The organism is Pseudomonas violetae (assembly GCF_023072615.1).
Classification (GTDB): Bacteria; Pseudomonadota; Gammaproteobacteria; order Pseudomonadales; family Pseudomonadaceae; genus Aquipseudomonas; species Aquipseudomonas violetae.
Genome location: NZ_JAKNRW010000004.1, coordinates 245022 through 259921, shown reverse-complemented (window position 1 = coordinate 259921; position 14900 = coordinate 245022). Strand labels below are relative to the sequence as shown.

General features: G+C 59.9%; 15 protein-coding genes. 11 read left to right on the top strand and 4 right to left on the bottom strand.

Features of this window, described 5'->3' with window-relative positions:
- Nucleotides 1–30: 30 nt before the first annotated feature.
- The 3 genes from gltS to rph form a co-directional block, all read right to left on the bottom strand.
- On the bottom strand, nt 31–1236 hold the full coding sequence (gene gltS, locus L9059_RS07840) for a sodium/glutamate symporter (RefSeq protein WP_247289803.1): 1206 nt from the start codon (nt 1234–1236) through the stop codon (nt 31–33).
- A 390-nt stretch (nt 1237–1626) separates the two neighbouring features.
- The gene (locus L9059_RS07835) at nt 1627–1995 is read right to left on the bottom strand and encodes a DUF4870 domain-containing protein (protein WP_247289801.1); all 369 of its coding nucleotides are present in this window, start codon (nt 1993–1995) and stop codon (nt 1627–1629) included.
- Nucleotides 1996–2024: 29 nt separating this feature from the next.
- Nucleotides 2025–2747, bottom strand: a complete 723-nt coding sequence (rph, locus tag L9059_RS07830; protein WP_008150147.1) for a ribonuclease PH — start codon at nt 2745–2747, stop codon at nt 2025–2027.
- A gap of 271 nt (nt 2748–3018) precedes the next feature.
- On the opposite strand from rph, the gene L9059_RS07825 reads away from it, so the two are divergent.
- From L9059_RS07825 to L9059_RS07800, 6 genes are all read left to right on the top strand, one after another.
- On the top strand, nt 3019–3882 hold the full coding sequence (locus L9059_RS07825) for a YicC/YloC family endoribonuclease (protein ID WP_247289799.1): 864 nt from the start codon (nt 3019–3021) through the stop codon (nt 3880–3882).
- Between the two features lie 13 nt (nt 3883–3895).
- Complete coding sequence (gene gmk / locus L9059_RS07820) at nt 3896–4516, top strand: guanylate kinase (RefSeq protein ID WP_247289798.1); 621 nt, start codon at nt 3896–3898, stop codon at nt 4514–4516.
- A gap of 167 nt (nt 4517–4683) precedes the next feature.
- Nucleotides 4684–4947, top strand: coding sequence for a DNA-directed RNA polymerase subunit omega (gene rpoZ, locus L9059_RS07815; protein ID WP_007894670.1), 264 nt, complete (start codon nt 4684–4686; stop codon nt 4945–4947).
- Between the two features lie 57 nt (nt 4948–5004).
- On the top strand, nt 5005–7110 hold the full coding sequence (spoT, locus tag L9059_RS07810) for a bifunctional GTP diphosphokinase/guanosine-3',5'-bis pyrophosphate 3'-pyrophosphohydrolase (RefSeq protein WP_247289796.1): 2106 nt from the start codon (nt 5005–5007) through the stop codon (nt 7108–7110).
- A gap of 24 nt (nt 7111–7134) precedes the next feature.
- Entirely contained in the window at nt 7135–7515 is a 381-nt protein-coding gene (locus L9059_RS07805; RefSeq protein WP_003229509.1) for a RidA family protein, read from the top strand.
- Nucleotides 7516–7585: 70 nt separating this feature from the next.
- On the top strand, nt 7586–8326 hold the full coding sequence (locus L9059_RS07800; RefSeq protein WP_247289794.1) for a putative periplasmic lipoprotein: 741 nt from the start codon (nt 7586–7588) through the stop codon (nt 8324–8326).
- 107 nt (nt 8327–8433) lie between these two features.
- Here L9059_RS07800 and L9059_RS07795 read toward each other — a convergent pair whose 3' ends face one another.
- Nucleotides 8434–9291, bottom strand: a complete 858-nt coding sequence (locus L9059_RS07795; RefSeq protein ID WP_247289793.1) for an SDR family oxidoreductase — start codon at nt 9289–9291, stop codon at nt 8434–8436.
- Nucleotides 9292–9479: 188 nt separating this feature from the next.
- On the opposite strand from L9059_RS07795, the gene exbB reads away from it, so the two are divergent.
- The 5 genes from exbB to recG all read left to right on the top strand — a co-directional run bounded on the left by exbB (nt 9480) and on the right by recG (nt 14827).
- On the top strand, nt 9480–10457 hold the full coding sequence (exbB, locus tag L9059_RS07790) for a tonB-system energizer ExbB (RefSeq protein ID WP_247289791.1): 978 nt from the start codon (nt 9480–9482) through the stop codon (nt 10455–10457).
- Nucleotides 10458–10462: 5 nt separating this feature from the next.
- Complete coding sequence (gene exbD, locus L9059_RS07785) at nt 10463–10891, top strand: TonB system transport protein ExbD (RefSeq protein WP_247289789.1); 429 nt, start codon at nt 10463–10465, stop codon at nt 10889–10891.
- Complete coding sequence (locus tag L9059_RS07780) at nt 10888–11637, top strand: energy transducer TonB family protein (RefSeq protein ID WP_247289788.1); 750 nt, start codon at nt 10888–10890, stop codon at nt 11635–11637. Before exbD ends, L9059_RS07780 begins: the two co-directional genes overlap by 4 nt.
- 175 nt (nt 11638–11812) lie before the next feature.
- Nucleotides 11813–12742, top strand: coding sequence for a hydrogen peroxide-inducible genes activator (locus tag L9059_RS07775; protein ID WP_247289787.1), 930 nt, complete (start codon nt 11813–11815; stop codon nt 12740–12742).
- Between the two features lie 9 nt (nt 12743–12751).
- On the top strand, nt 12752–14827 hold the full coding sequence (gene recG / locus L9059_RS07770) for an ATP-dependent DNA helicase RecG (protein WP_247289786.1): 2076 nt from the start codon (nt 12752–12754) through the stop codon (nt 14825–14827).
- The last annotated feature ends 73 nt before the right edge of the window (nt 14828–14900 follow it).

Below are 14900 nucleotides of genomic sequence, written 5' to 3'. Positions count from 1 at the left end.
CGGAAGTTCAACATCCCGTCGATCTGAATTTCAGCCTGGGACAAAAAACGGCAGTCCAAGGTACAACTTGATCACGATGACGTTAATGATGTCGATGAAGAACGCCCCCACCATTGGCACCACCAGAAAAGCTATGTGAGAAGGCCCGAAACGCTGAGTCACCGCCTGCATATTGGCAATGGCCGTTGGCGTAGCACCCAGCCCGAAACCGCAATGCCCTGCCGCCAGGACTGCCGCATCGTAGTTCTTGCCCATAACTCTGAACGTGACGAAAATCGCAAATAGCGCCATTACCAGCGTTTGCACACTCAGGATAAAGAAGAACGGCAAAGCCAATGCGGCCAGATCCCACAATTTGAGCGACATTAGGGCGATCGCCAGAAACAGTGACAAACTGACATTTCCAAGTACCGACACTTCGCGCTCAAACACCTGATACAGGCCCAACGCTGAAAGCCCGTTGCGTAAAATTACTCCCACGAACAACACACAAACGAACGTCGGCAATTCGAATGCTGTTCCATGTAAAAAGCCATTAAGAAGATTACCCGCCAGCAGACTGACGGCAATCAGGGCGAGCGTCTCGATGAATGAGAAGGGAGTAATCGATCGCTCTTTGTTCGGTTGCTCAAAACCCCTAGGCAACCTTGGCTTTTCTTGCTCGAGACCGGGTGTCTGCACCCGCTTGATGAGCAGACGTGCAACCGGGCCACCAATCAAGCCTCCCAGCACCAAGCCAAACGTCGCTGAAGCCATCGCCAGTTCTGAAGCCGAAGCCAGGCCAAATTTCTCACTGAAGGTCGCTCCCCACGCGGCGCCCGTGCCGTGACCACCGGCCAGGGTAATTGAGCCTGCCAGCAGGCCCATCAATGGATCGAGCCCCAACAGTGTGGCGAGACCAATGCCCATGGCATTCTGGACGATCAGAAGCCCGGTGACCGCCAGCAGGAAAATCCCCACTACACGCCCGCCTTTCCTCAGGCTGGCAAAGTCTGCACTCAAGCCGATGGTGGCAAAAAATGCCAACATCAGGGGAGCCTGCAGGGAAGTGTCAAAACGAACTTCAACATCAAGTGCGCGCAATGCCAAAAGCAGCAAGGCAACGACCAAGCCACCGGCTACAGGCTCGGGGATGTTGTAGGCGCGCAAGAAACCGACGCGCCCGACAAGCCCCCGTCCTAGCAACAACACTAGGGAGGCGGCGACAAGTGTTCCATAAAAATCGAGCTGAATCATTGGAAGGGAATCTTGCATGTACATTCAGAGGCGAACTTTTTACCCGGACACGCCTGTTGAACAGGTTGAAACATTTCAACACTGATTTGCTTTGATTCAGGGACCGTCAATGGTGTGAACAGATCGTAATATTTTTTGTAAATATTACTTGTCACAATTTTATCAACCGCCAAGTGCGATTACCAATAGCAGGGTGGAATTGAGCGCCCGCAGTTGTGACAAAAAGTTTAATAACTAAACTGTTTCAAATTATATAATTTGCATGTCGCCTGCCCTGTATTGCCACGAAGACTTTATTCAGATCAAAAAATACCCCGACGAGTCGGGGCATTCAGATTTAATCGGCGCGCATGTAACCGGGCGCACCCGACCATGACATGAGGCTGATCGTTATTTGATCAACCGCCAGGTAAACGGATACCGGTAAGGCACCCCCTCATTGGCTTTAACACCAGCAATGATCGTCAGCACTAGTGCACCAATTGCCACCAGCCCTAGCAGGAAGAACCCCACGATTACCACCATCAACAGGAAACAAATAGCCGAGGCAATGGCGACGGTAATCTGAAAGTTCAGCGCCTCCTTGCCTTGCGCATCGACGAAGGGGTCCATTTCACGCTTCATCTGCCAAAGAATCAGCGGGCCGATCAGCGTGCCAAACGGAATCCATATCCCCAGCAGGGCGGAAAGGTGACAAAACATCGCCCACTGCCGAACTTCCTTGCTCGGGATGGGAAGCAGCTCTTGTTCGTCGCTCATAGCGTCCTCCTTGCTGGGAACGGGGCCGATCAGTCGGCCAATGCAGCTTTCTGCAGTTCGAAGATTTCGGCCATGCCTTTCTTCGCCAGTTCCAGCATAGCGTTCAACTCTTCTGGCTGGAATGGCGCGCCTTCAGCAGTGCCCTGCACCTCGATGAAGCCACCGGTGCTGGTCATCACCACGTTCAGGTCGGTCTCGGCAGCCGAGTCTTCCAGGTAATCGAGGTCGAGCACAGGCTCGCCCTGGTACATGCCAACCGATACGGCAGCGATCATCTGCTTGAGCGGGTCGCCGCCTTTCAGGCCGCCGCGTTTCTTGATCACTTTCAGGGCATCGACCAGCGCGACCATGGCACCGGTAATGGACGCAGTGCGGGTGCCGCCGTCAGCCTGGATTACGTCGCAATCGACGTACAGGGTCACGTCGCCCAGCTTGGACATGTCCAGCGAAGCACGCAGTGAGCGACCGATCAGGCGCTGGATTTCCAGGGTGCGGCCGCCTTGTTTACCGCGGCTCGCTTCACGCTGGTTACGCTCGCCAGTAGCCCGTGGCAGCATGCCGTACTCGGCAGTCAGCCAGCCTTGACCCTGGCCCTTGAGGAAGCGCGGCACGCCGTTTTCGACGCTGACGGTGCAGATGACCTTGGTATCACCAAACTCGACCAGCACAGAACCCTCGGCGTGCTTGGTGTAGTTGCGAGTAATGCGGATCGAGCGGAGCTGATCGGCAGCGCGACCACTTGGACGTTTCATAGGGAATACCTGTACTGGGGACGGAAATCTGCCGAGCATTATAGAGCCGCGCGCCGGGAGTGGGCACTTCTAAAAAATCTGCCCGACGATTGAGGGTCTGGCTGGCGCTTGGAGCAGCGCTTTACCGACGGCCTGCAGCTCTTTGTCACGCCGTGTGTTTGGGCGCATCCGCCCCACTGCGCTACAATCCTGCGCCTTTGCTGCCTGTCGGCTTAAATTCATAGATAGCGGGTCTTGGTTAACGCTGGGATCTGCATTGCGAGGTACCTCCATGGTGCACAGCATGACCGCTTTCGCCCGCGTCGAAAAAGCCGGCACCCAGGGCACCCTGAGCTGGGAGCTGCGCTCGGTCAACAGCCGCTACCTGGAACCGCATCTGCGCCTGCCTGAGTCATTACGCGACCTCGAAGGCGCGGTCCGCGAAGCGCTGCGCCAGGGCCTGTCCCGGGGCAAGCTGGAGTGCACCCTGCGCTTCACCGAAGAGAACACCGATAAACCCCTGCAAGTGGATCGTGAGCGAGCCGCACAACTGGTTGCAGCCGCCGAGACCATCGCCGGCCTGATCAAGAATCCCGCAGCGCTCAACCCGCTGGAAGTCCTGGCCTGGCCCGGCGTGCTGGTGGGCGATGCGACCGACCCGCAAGCTTTGAATGCCGAGGCACTAGCGCTGTTCAACGAAGGCCTCAAAGAACTCAAGGCCGGGCGTGAGCGCGAAGGAGCGGAACTGGCCCGATTGATCAACGATCGCCTGAGCGCGATTGAAGGCGACGTGGTGACCTTGCACGAACTGGTCCCGCAGATGCTCGCCACCCAGCGCCAGAAAGTCCTCGATCGCTTTGCCGACATGAAAGCCGAGATGGACCCGCAGCGCCTGGAGCAGGAAATGGTCATGCTCGCCCAGAAAAGCGACGTCGCCGAAGAACTGGACCGCCTGAGCACCCACATCATCGAAGTTCGCCGGGTACTCAAATCCGGTGGCGCGGCCGGTCGGCGCCTGGACTTCCTGATGCAGGAGCTCAACCGCGAGGCCAACACACTAGGCTCCAAGGCCTTCGACCCGCGCAGCACGCAGGCTGCGGTCAACCTCAAAGTGTTGATCGAGCAGATGCGCGAACAAGTGCAGAATATTGAGTAAGGCTATCCCTGACATGACCCACAGCACCGGCACCCTGTACATCATTTCCGCCCCTTCGGGCGCGGGCAAGAGCAGCCTGGTCAAGGCTCTCACCGACGCCGACCAGGAAATCCGCGTCTCCGTCTCCCACACCACACGCGCCATGCGCCCGGGTGAAGTCGACGGCGTGAACTATCACTTTGTCTCGCGCGAAGCATTCGTGAAGATGGGCGAACATGGTGACTTTCTGGAGCGCGCGGAAGTGTTCGGCAATCTCTACGGCACCTCCCAGAGCCATCTGCAGCAAACCCTGGACGCGGGTCACGACCTGATCCTGGAGATCGACTGGCAAGGCGCCGAGCAGGTGCGCAAGCTGATGCCCCAGGCACGCTCGATATTCATCCTGCCGCCATCCCTGCAGGCCTTGCACCAGCGCCTGACCAATCGCGGCCAGGACAGTGACGAGATCATTGATGGCCGGATGCGTGAAGCCGTCAGCGAGATGAGCCACTACGTCGACTACGACTACCTGATCATTAACGACAATTTCGCCCATGCGCTGGACGATCTGAAAGCGATTTTTCGTGCCAACCAACTGCATCAGAAGCGTCAGCAGCAGCGCAATGGAAAACTTTTGGCCGAATTGCTCGGTTAAACAGCTCTTCCCAAAACCGCTGCGGGGGCTTTACATTGGCACTTGCAGCGCGTTGAAGGGCATGGTCAAAAAATCAGCGCTTCCCTAAACGCTGGTGATTTTTTAAACTGTTGAGTCCGCTCGCCCAACCGGGCAGCGCGCATATTGCATTCGCTCCGAGGAATACCATGGCCCGCGTAACCGTTGAAGACTGCCTGAACCACGTGGAAAACCGCTTTGAGCTGGTCATGCTGTCCACCAAGCGTGCCCGTCAACTGGCCACCGGCGGCAAAGAGCCACTGGTCCAGTGGGAAAACGACAAGCCTACCGTTGTAGCCCTGCGCGAAATCGCAGAAGGCCTGATGAGCTACGAGTTCATCGCCAATGCTGAAATCGTCGAAGACGAACCGCTGTTCGCAGCGTTCGAGGACGAGTCCAACGAGGCCGTCTAAGCCTATGCCTGGTCGACGTAGCACGGCGCGGGGTCACAGCGAGCGGCAGGAGTCATCATGCCGAGCATAGACGCCCTCGCCGATCGCTTATCGACCTACCTCGGCAAGGACCAGGTTAACCTGGTCCGCCGAGCGTACTTCTACGCCGAACAAGCCCACGACGGCCAGCGCCGCCGCAGTGGCGAGGCGTACGTCACGCATCCCCTCGCGGTGGCGAATATTCTTGCCGACATGCATATGGACCATCAGAGCCTGATGGCGGCCATGCTGCATGACGTGATCGAAGACACCGGTATTGCCAAAGAAGCCCTGCAAGCGCAGTTCGGCGAAACCGTGGCCGAACTGGTCGACGGGGTCAGCAAACTGACCCAGATGAACTTCGAGACCAAAGCTGAAGCCCAAGCGGAAAACTTCCAGAAAATGGCCATGGCCATGGCCCGGGACATCCGTGTGATCCTGGTCAAGCTGGCCGACCGCTTGCACAACATGCGCACGCTGGAAGTGCTGTCCGGCGAAAAACGCCGGCGCATCGCCAAGGAAACCCTGGAAATCTATGCACCCATTGCCAATCGGCTGGGCATGCACGCCATTCGCATAGAATTCGAAGACCTCGGCTTCAAGGCAATGCACCCGATGCGTTCTGCGCGGATCTACCAGGCGGTCAAGCGCGCCCGGGGCAACCGCAAGGAAATCGTCAACAAGATCGAAGAGTCGCTTAGCCATTGCCTGGCGATCGACGAGATTCAGGGCGAAGTCAGCGGCCGTCAGAAACACCTCTACGGCATCTACAAGAAAATGCGCGGCAAGCGTCGGGCCTTCAACGAGATCATGGACGTCTATGCGTTCCGGATCATCGTCGACAAGGTCGATACCTGCTACCGCGTGCTGGGCGCTGTTCACAATTTGTACAAACCGCTGCCTGGACGCTTCAAGGACTACATCGCGATCCCCAAGGCCAACGGCTATCAGTCGCTGCACACCACGCTGTTCGGCATGCACGGTGTTCCGATCGAGATCCAGATTCGCACCCGCGAAATGGAAGAGATGGCCAACAACGGCATCGCTGCCCATTGGCTGTACAAATCCAGTGGCGACGAACAGCCCAAAGGCACGCACGCTCGCGCCCGCCAGTGGGTCAAAGGCGTGCTGGAGATGCAGCAACGTGCTGGCAACTCGCTGGAATTCATCGAAAGCGTGAAGATCGACCTGTTCCCGGACGAGGTTTACGTGTTTACGCCCAAAGGCCGGATCATGGAGCTGCCCAAAGGCTCCACGGCGGTCGACTTCGCTTACGCGGTGCACACCGACGTGGGTAACAGCTGCATTGCCTGCCGGATCAATCGCCGACTCGCGCCGCTGTCTGAACCGCTGCAAAGCGGCTCCACGGTCGAGATCGTCAGCGCCCCCGGCGCACGACCGAACCCGGCGTGGCTCAACTTCGTGGTCACCGGCAAGGCGCGAACCCACATCCGCCATGCACTGAAACTGCAACGCCGCTCCGAATCCATCAGCCTCGGCGAACGCCTGCTGAACAAGGTCCTCAACGGTTTCGACAGCTCCCTGGAAAAAGTCCCGGCCGAGCGCGTCAAGGCGATGCTCGCCGAGTACCGCCTCGAACTGATCGAAGACCTGCTCGAAGACATTGGCCTGGGTAATCGCATGGCGTATGTGGTCGCCCGCCGCTTGCTGGGCGAGGGCGAACAACTGCCGAGCGCTGAAGGTCCACTGGCGATTCGCGGCACTGAAGGCCTGGTGCTCAGCTACGCCAAGTGCTGCACACCGATCCCGGGCGACCCGATTGTTGGCCACCTGTCCGCAGGCAAGGGCATGGTCGTGCACCTGGACAACTGTCGCAACATCAGCGAAATCCGCCACAACCCGGAAAAATGCATCCAGCTCTCTTGGGCCAAGGATGTCACCGGCGAATTCAACGTCGAACTTCGCGTCGAACTGGAACACCAGCGTGGCTTGATCGCCCTGCTGGCCAGCAGTGTCAACGCGGCCGACGGCAATATCGAAAAAATCAGCATGGACGAACGCGATGGTCGCATCAGCGTTGTCCAACTGGTGGTCAGCGTGCACGACCGCGTACACCTGGCCCGCGTGATCAAGAAACTGCGCGCACTGACTGGGGTGATTCGCATCACCCGCATGCGCGCCTAAGTCCACCATTACAAGGAGTCATTCATGACCAAGACTGTTATCACCAGCGACAAGGCCCCGGCCGCCATCGGTACTTACTCCCAGGCGATCAAGGCTGGCAACACCGTTTACATGTCGGGTCAAATTCCTCTGGACCCAAAAACCATGGAACTGGTTGAAGGCTTCGAAGCCCAGACCGTCCAGGTGTTCGAGAACCTCAAAGCGGTGGCCGAAGCAGCCGGTGGTTCGTTCAAGGACATCGTCAAATTGAACATCTTCCTCACCGACTTGAGCCACTTCGCCAAGGTCAACGAGATCATGGGCAAGTACTTTGACCAGCCTTACCCTGCCCGCGCCGCCATCGGCGTAGCAGCCCTGCCAAAGGGTTCGCAGGTTGAAATGGATGCCATTCTGGTCATCGAGTAATGCATCTGGCGCAGCCCCTCAAGGCTGCGCCGCTGATGTCGTAAAGATAGCGTTCTGAAAGGATTCCACCATGCGCCATGCGCTAGCCCTCTCGCTGGTCGCCCTGTTCTTGGGCGGATGTGCCAGCAACCCTGCCGATCGCGACATCAGCGGCACCTGGATCAATCAGGTGGCAATCGATGCAGCCGCCAAAGGCACCCCATTGCGTGAAGCGCTTCAGGCTTATGGCCCGAATCTGGAATGGGACGTCAATACCAAGGCCGCACAGGCTCGCTACACCAACGGTTTCGAAAACGTCGACGGCAAGTTGCTAGGGGAAGAGTCCGGCGCCTGGAAAGTCGACTTTTATGGCAGTTCCGCCAGCGAACTCAAGCGCGACGGCAAGCAACTGAGCCAAGCCGCCAGCGACAATGAACCCGAGCAGGTCTTTGATCGCGCGGTGATCCCCGTGCCGGAAGGCGCACCGCTGGGCGCCAGTTTCGAGCGTGCGTTGTATACGGCCTACATGGGTGGCAGCTGGCAAGTCGTCACTGGCCCCGGTGAAGGTAATACCGTGCAGTTCCAGGCTGATGGCCAGGTTGCCGGCCTGCCCGGCGCCGACCGCTACGCCCTTTGCCTGGCGGGCGATTGTGCGTCGATGAGTGGCGGCAACGACAATATGTGGTTGCAACAGAATGGCCAGGGCAACACCTGGATTTTTGCGCGCAAGGGCAAAGAAATGGAGATCTTCCAGGCCACCAACACCGCCCGGGAGGACGAAATGCCTCAGTTCACCCCCGGCGAGCGCAGGTGGTTGCTGGAGAAGCAGTAACCCAACGCGGTTCCTGTAGGAGACGGCTTGCTGGCGATAGCGTCCGTCCAGCCAATGAATCTATTGCCTGGTTCACCGCATTCGCCAGCAAGCCGGCTCCCACAAAGTCAGCAGTGGCCCTCAAGAATCGCTGCATACCCTTCCCGATAACTGGGGTACTTCGGCTCCCAGCCCAAGGCCTTCGCTCGCGCATTACTGCACTGCTTGCTCCCCGCCCGACGCACGCTCGCATCGTCAGCCCATTCGGTCACGCCCAGATATTCGCGCAACCAGCCCACCACCTCAGCCAGTGGCGCAGGCGCATCATCGACACCGATATAGATGTCATCGAGCACCGCCCCCTGCTGATCCTTCTCCAGCAGAAAAGCCAGCAACCCCGCCGCATCGTCCGCGTGGATGCGGTTGCCGTACAACGGTGGGTCGATCGCCACACGATAGCCGCGACGAACCTGAGTCAGCAGCCACTCACGCCCCGGCCCATAGATACCGGTCAGGCGCACGATGCTGGCGGGGATGCCGCTCTGGAGCGCCACTTGCTCGGCCTCCAGCATCAGCCGGCCGGAATAACCGCCAGCCACGGTCGGCGACGTTTCGTCGACCCACTCACCGCCCTGCTGACCATAAACGCTGCTACTGGAAACAAACAGCAGTCGATCAGGCACCTGCCCGTAGTCGCCCAACCAACTCAGTACATTCTGTAAACCCTGCACATAAGCGGCGCGGTAACCCGCTTCATCGTGATCAGTAGCTGCGGCGCAATACACCAGGTAATCCACCGCTCCGATCGGCCAGGTCGCCGGGCAGTCTTCATTAAACAAGTCGCCGGCCACGCCAATCACACCCTCCGGCAATCGCGAAATATCCCGACGCAGGCCATGAACTTCCCAGCCGCGAGCCAGTAACTGCGTGGCCAGACGGCTACCTACATCGCCGCAACCGGCAATCAAAACAGAAGGCGCGGACATCAGAAAACTCCTCTGGCAAAGGCACAGACTATCGTCGGCAGAGGACGAGCGGCTAGTCATGCCGGAAAAAAGATACTCTATTACTTCTGCTAACAAGAATTATTTGCAATAATGCATGCCACTTTTGTTCTCGGCCTTGCGAGGTCTGGAAGAACATTTACCGTCTTTTTCTCTCAGGTCCGGCCAGCATGACACGCAATCAATTCCCCGCTTCGCCAACCAAACGACCTCGCGCATGGAGCGCAATGGCCGCCCTCCTGCTCAGCATAATACTGGCACCGAATGCCGCTTTCGCCGACGCCCAAGCACCTGCAAGCCCAGCCGCCGCCGAGGCACCTGCAGCCGCGCCGGCCCCCGCTACCCCAGCCACCACGCCCGCCGCCACTGACCCGGCCCAGGCAGTAGACGCCACAGCCGCAGACGCTCCTGAAGTGCTCGAAGCCGACAATACCCTGGGCATGGCCCACGACCTGTCGCCATGGGGCATGTACCAGAACGCCGACATCATCGTGAAAATCGTGATGATCGGCCTGGCCATCGCTTCGATAATCACCTGGACCATCTGGATCGCCAAGGGTTTCGAGCTGATGGGCGCCAAGCGTCGTCTGCGCAGCGAAATCATCCACCTGAAAAAGGCCACCACCCTCAGGGAAGCCAGCGCCACGGCGACCAAGCCAGGCACCCTCGCCAATGTACTGGTGCATGACGCACTGGAAGAGATGCGCCTCTCGGTCAACAGCCGCGAAAAAGAAGGCATCAAGGAGCGCGTCGCATTTCGCCTTGAGCGCCTGGTCGCGGCCTGCGGCCGCAACATGAGCAGCGGTACCGGCGTGCTCGCTACTATCGGTTCCACCGCGCCATTCGTCGGCCTGTTCGGCACCGTATGGGGCATCATGAACAGCTTCATCGGTATCGCTAAAACCCAGACCACCAACCTTGCGGTAGTGGCACCCGGCATCGCCGAAGCCCTGCTGGCCACGGCACTGGGCCTGGTGGCAGCGATTCCGGCAGTCGTTATCTACAACGTCTTCGCCCGCTCCATCGCCGGTTACAAGGCACAAGTCTCCGATGCCTCGGCTGAAGTCCTGCTGCTGGTCAGCCGCGACCTCGATCACCTGCCGACCACCGAGCGCACCGCTCAACCCCACGTGGTCAAAGTAGGGTAATCAGCATGGGCTTGCATTTGAAAGAAGGCGCGGACGACGATCTGGCCGAGAACCACGAAATCAACGTCACGCCGTTTATCGACGTAATGCTGGTGTTGCTGATCATCTTCATGGTGGCCGCTCCATTGGCTACCGTCGACATCAAGGTCGACCTGCCTGCCTCCAGCGCCAAACCGGCGCCGCGGCCGGAAAAACCAGTGTTCCTCAGCGTGAAGGCTGATCAACGTCTGTTCCTTGGCGAAGACGAAGTGAAGGCCGAAACACTGGGCGCCACTCTGGATGCCAGGACCCTGGGTAAAAAAGACACGACAATCTTCTTCCAGGCCGACAAGGGCGTGGACTACGGCGACTTGATGAGCGTGATGGATGCCCTGCGCGCTGCCGGTTACCTGAAGGTGGGTCTGGTCGGACTTGAGACGGCAGCCAAAAAATGATCACGACGCGCCATAAGCTGACGCGTTACAGCGGGAGCCTGGCCGTAGTGCTGGGCGTGCACGCGCTGGCCATCGCGCTGGCTCTGAACTGGACCTCCCGCCCCCCGATCGAATTGCCGCCGCAGGCAATGGTGGTCGAGCTGGCGCCAGCCCCTGCCCCGCCGCCACCGGCCCCGCCGAAGGTGATAACGCCGCCACAACCACCGGCACCGGTTGAAGAACTGCCGATCCCGAAACTGGCTGAAGCGCCAAAGGCCGAGATAGCCGTACCCAAGCCGGTAAAGCCCAGGCCCAAGCCGCAACCGCCCAAGCCTGTGGAGAAAAAACCGGAGCCGCCGAAGGAGAAGCCTTCCGAGGAAAAACCGGCCGACACTCAACCGACCCAGGCACCCACGGAGAAATCCGCCCAACCAGCACCTGGCCCATCGCCGGCACAGCAAGCGGCCAAGGCCAGTTGGCAAAACACCCTGCTCGCTCACCTGGCCAAGTACAAAAAGTACCCGGCCAGCGCTCAGGCCAGGGGCAAGACCGGCGTTAACCGCCTGCGGTTCGTGGTAGATGCTGAAGGCAATGTGTTGTCGTTCGAACTGGTGGGTGCTTCAGGCAATGCCGACCTGGATCGCGCCACCCTGGAAATGATCCGCCGCGCCCAACCGCTACCCAAGCCACCCGCCGACATGGTGAAAAACGGCCCGATCGAACTCTACGCACCTTTTGTCTACTCCCTGGAAAAACGCCGCCGTTAAACACCGCCGAACCTTTGTAGGAGCGAGCTGGCTCGCGATGGAATCGAACGATAACGCTTGAAGACTGACACCCCACAGCGGTCTCAGGTTTTTCGCGAGCAAGCTCGCTCCTACATAACGTGCGTCTATCGATTGCAGCCGGTATGCTTGGCGCGCAACTTCATGGACGCCCGCTATGACCCTCACAGAATTACGCTACATCGTTACCCTCGCCCAAGAGCAGCACTTCGGCCATGCGGCCGAGCGTTGCCACGTCAGTCAACCGACCCTGTCGGTGGGCGTGAAAAAGCTTGAAGACGAACTCGGTGTGCTGATTTTCGAGCGCAGCAAAAGCGCCGTGCGCCTGACGCCCGTCGGCGAAGGCATTGTCGCCCAGGCGCAGAAAGTGCTGGAGCAGGCACAAGGCATCCGTGAACTGGCCCAGGCTGGCAAGAACCAGCTGACTGCACCACTAAAAGTTGGCGCCATCTACACCGTCGGCCCGTACCTGTTCCCACACCTGATTCCACAACTGCACCGGGTCGCCCCGCAGATGCCGTTGTATATCGAAGAAAACTTTACCCATATCCTGCGGGACAAGCTGCGCAATGGTGAGCTCGACGCGATCATCATCGCTCTGCCGTTCAACGAAGCCGACGTGCTGACCCTGCAACTCTACGACGAGCCGTTCTACGTCCTGATGCCGGCCCAGCACCCGTGGACGCAAAAAGAATCCATCGACGCCGACCTGCTTAACGACAAGAGCCTGCTACTGCTTGGCGAAGGTCACTGCTTCCGCGACCAGGTGCTGGAAGCCTGCCCGACCCTGGGCAACGGCAAGGACGGCGCCAAGCACACCACCGTGGAGTCCAGCTCCCTGGAAACCATCCGCCATATGGTCGCCTCCGGCCTGGGTATTTCAATCCTGCCGCTCTCGGCCGTGGACAGTCATCACTACGCTCCCGGCGTACTTGAAGTGCGCCCACTGACGCCACCCGTGCCTTTCCGCACGGTGGCCATCGCCTGGCGCGCCAGCTTCCCGCGCCCCAAAGCAATTGAAATCCTCGCTGACTCGATTCGCCTGTGCTCGGTAGCCAAGCCGCCAGCGCCGGTCGTTGCCGGCTAAGCCGCTGCCATGACCGAGTTGTCGCAAGTGTCGGTGACAGCACTCAAGGGTGTCGGCGAAGCCATGGCCGAGAAGCTGGCCAAGGTTGGCCTGGAGAACCTCCAGGACGTGCTGTTTCACCTGCCGCTGCGTTATCAGGACCGTACTCGCGTCGTCCCGATCGGCCACTTGCGACCGGGTCAGGACGCAGTAATCGAAGGCACCGTCAGCGGTGCCGATGTGGTCATGGGCCGCCGCCGCAGCCTGGTCGTGCGCCTGCAGGATGGAACGGGCGGGCTCAGCCTGCGCTTCTACCATTTCAGCAACGCCCAGAAAGAAGGTCTCAAGCGCGGCACGCGGATCCGCTGCTACGGCGAAGCGCGGCCCGGGGCGTCGGGGCTGGAGATCTACCACCCGGAATATCGCGCCATCACTGGTGATGAACCGCCGCCGGTGGATGAAACCCTGACCCCGGTCTACCCGCTCACCGAAGGCCTGACCCAGCAGCGCCTGCGTCAACTGTGCATGCAGACCCTGACGCTACTGGGGCCCAGCAGCCTGCCCGACTGGCTGCCGACCGAACTGGCCCGGGACTATCAACTCGCCCCGCTGGCCGACGCCATCCGCTACTTGCATCACCCGCCCGCCGATGCCGATGTCGACGAACTCGCCCTCGGTCATCACTGGGCCCAGCACCGGCTGGCCTTCGAAGAACTGCTGACCCATCAACTGTCCCAGCAACGCCTGCGCGAGAGCATGCGCTCACTGCGCGCACCGGCTATGCCCAAGGCTACAAAACTGCCAGCCAAGTACCTGGCCAATCTCGGCTTCGCACCGACCGGCGCCCAGCAACGGGTCGGCAATGAAATCGCCTACGACCTCTGCCAGCACGAGCCCATGCTGCGTCTGATCCAGGGCGATGTGGGCGCGGGTAAAACCGTGGTCGCAGCCCTGGCTGCCTTGCAAGCACTGGAAGCTGGTTATCAGGTCGCACTGATGGCGCCCACCGAGATACTCGCCGAGCAACACTTCATCACCTTCAAACGCTGGCTCGAACCGCTGGGCATCGAGGTGGCGTGGCTGGCCGGCAAGCTCAAGGGCAAAAACCGCGTGGCCGCGCTGGAGCAGATCGCCAGCGGCACCCCCATGGTCGTGGGCACGCACGCGCTGTTTCAGGAAGAAGTGCAGTTCAAGAACCTGGCACTGGTAATCATCGACGAACAGCATCGCTTCGGCGTGCAGCAACGCCTGGCGCTGCGGCAGAAAGGCGTCGGCGGGCGCATGTGCCCGCACCAGCTGATCATGACCGCCACGCCGATCCCGCGCACTTTGGCCATGAGCGCCTACGCCGACCTTGATACCTCGATCCTAGACGAACTGCCGCCCGGGCGCACTCCGGTAAACACTGTGTTGATCACTGACACCCGGCGCGTTGAAGTGATCGAGCGGGTGCGTGGTGCCTGCGCCGAAGGTCGCCAGGCCTATTGGGTCTGCACCCTGATCGAGGAATCGGAAGAGCTGACTTGCCAGGCCGCCGAAACCACTTATGAAGACCTCACCGCCGCCCTCGGCGAGCTCAAGGTCGGGCTGATCCACGGCCGCATGAAGCCTGCGGAAAAAGCGGCGGTCATGGCCGAATTCAAGGCCGGCAACTTGCAGTTGCTCGTGGCGACCACAGTGATTGAAGTGGGCGTCGACGTGCCAAACGCCAGCCTGATGATCATCGAAAACCCCGAACGTCTGGGCCTCGCACAACTCCATCAGTTGCGCGGTCGAGTAGGCCGAGGCAGCGCCGCCAGCCACTGCGTGCTGCTTTATCATCCGCCGCTGTCGCAGATCGGCCGCCAGCGCCTGGGCATCATGCGCGAAACCAACGACGGTTTTGTCATTGCCGAAAAAGATCTGGAGCTGCGCGGCCCCGGTGAAATGCTCGGCACCCGCCAGACCGGCCTGCTGCAGTTCAAGGTCGCTGATTTGATGCGCGATGCCGACCTGCTCCCAGCCGTGCGCGACGCGGCGCAGGCGTTGCTTGAGCGTTGGCCGGATCACGTCAGCCCGCTGCTCGACCGCTGGCTACGGCATGGGCAGCAATACGGCCAAGTGTGAGCACCGTCGCAGTTTCCGGACCACCGTGTTAAACATGATGGTTATACTCTTGCAACTGTTTGAGAACGGATCC

Bases quoted from the DNA above. Each gene is read 5' to 3' on its own strand.
- L9059_RS07780 (WP_247289788.1), top strand. From the start codon at position 10,888: ATGATCACGACGCGCCATAAGCTGACGCGTTACAGCGGGAGCCTGGCC.
- L9059_RS07795 (WP_247289793.1), bottom strand. From the start codon at position 9,291: ATGTCCGCGCCTTCTGTTTTGATTGCCGGTTGCGGCGATGTAGGTAGC.
- L9059_RS07835 (WP_247289801.1), bottom strand. From the start codon at position 1,995: ATGAGCGACGAACAAGAGCTGCTTCCCATCCCGAGCAAGGAAGTTCGG.
- rph (WP_008150147.1), bottom strand. From the start codon at position 2,747: ATGAAACGTCCAAGTGGTCGCGCTGCCGATCAGCTCCGCTCGATCCGC.
- rpoZ (WP_007894670.1), top strand. From the start codon at position 4,684: ATGGCCCGCGTAACCGTTGAAGACTGCCTGAACCACGTGGAAAACCGC.
- L9059_RS07800 (WP_247289794.1), top strand. From the start codon at position 7,586: ATGCGCCATGCGCTAGCCCTCTCGCTGGTCGCCCTGTTCTTGGGCGGA.
- recG (WP_247289786.1), top strand. From the start codon at position 12,752: ATGACCGAGTTGTCGCAAGTGTCGGTGACAGCACTCAAGGGTGTCGGC.
- exbD (WP_247289789.1), top strand. From the start codon at position 10,463: ATGGGCTTGCATTTGAAAGAAGGCGCGGACGACGATCTGGCCGAGAAC.
- L9059_RS07775 (WP_247289787.1), top strand. From the start codon at position 11,813: ATGACCCTCACAGAATTACGCTACATCGTTACCCTCGCCCAAGAGCAG.
- spoT (WP_247289796.1), top strand. From the start codon at position 5,005: ATGCCGAGCATAGACGCCCTCGCCGATCGCTTATCGACCTACCTCGGC.
- L9059_RS07805 (WP_003229509.1), top strand. From the start codon at position 7,135: ATGACCAAGACTGTTATCACCAGCGACAAGGCCCCGGCCGCCATCGGT.
- gmk (WP_247289798.1), top strand. From the start codon at position 3,896: ATGACCCACAGCACCGGCACCCTGTACATCATTTCCGCCCCTTCGGGC.
- exbB (WP_247289791.1), top strand. From the start codon at position 9,480: ATGACACGCAATCAATTCCCCGCTTCGCCAACCAAACGACCTCGCGCA.
- gltS (WP_247289803.1), bottom strand. From the start codon at position 1,236: ATGATTCAGCTCGATTTTTATGGAACACTTGTCGCCGCCTCCCTAGTG.
- L9059_RS07825 (WP_247289799.1), top strand. From the start codon at position 3,019: ATGGTGCACAGCATGACCGCTTTCGCCCGCGTCGAAAAAGCCGGCACC.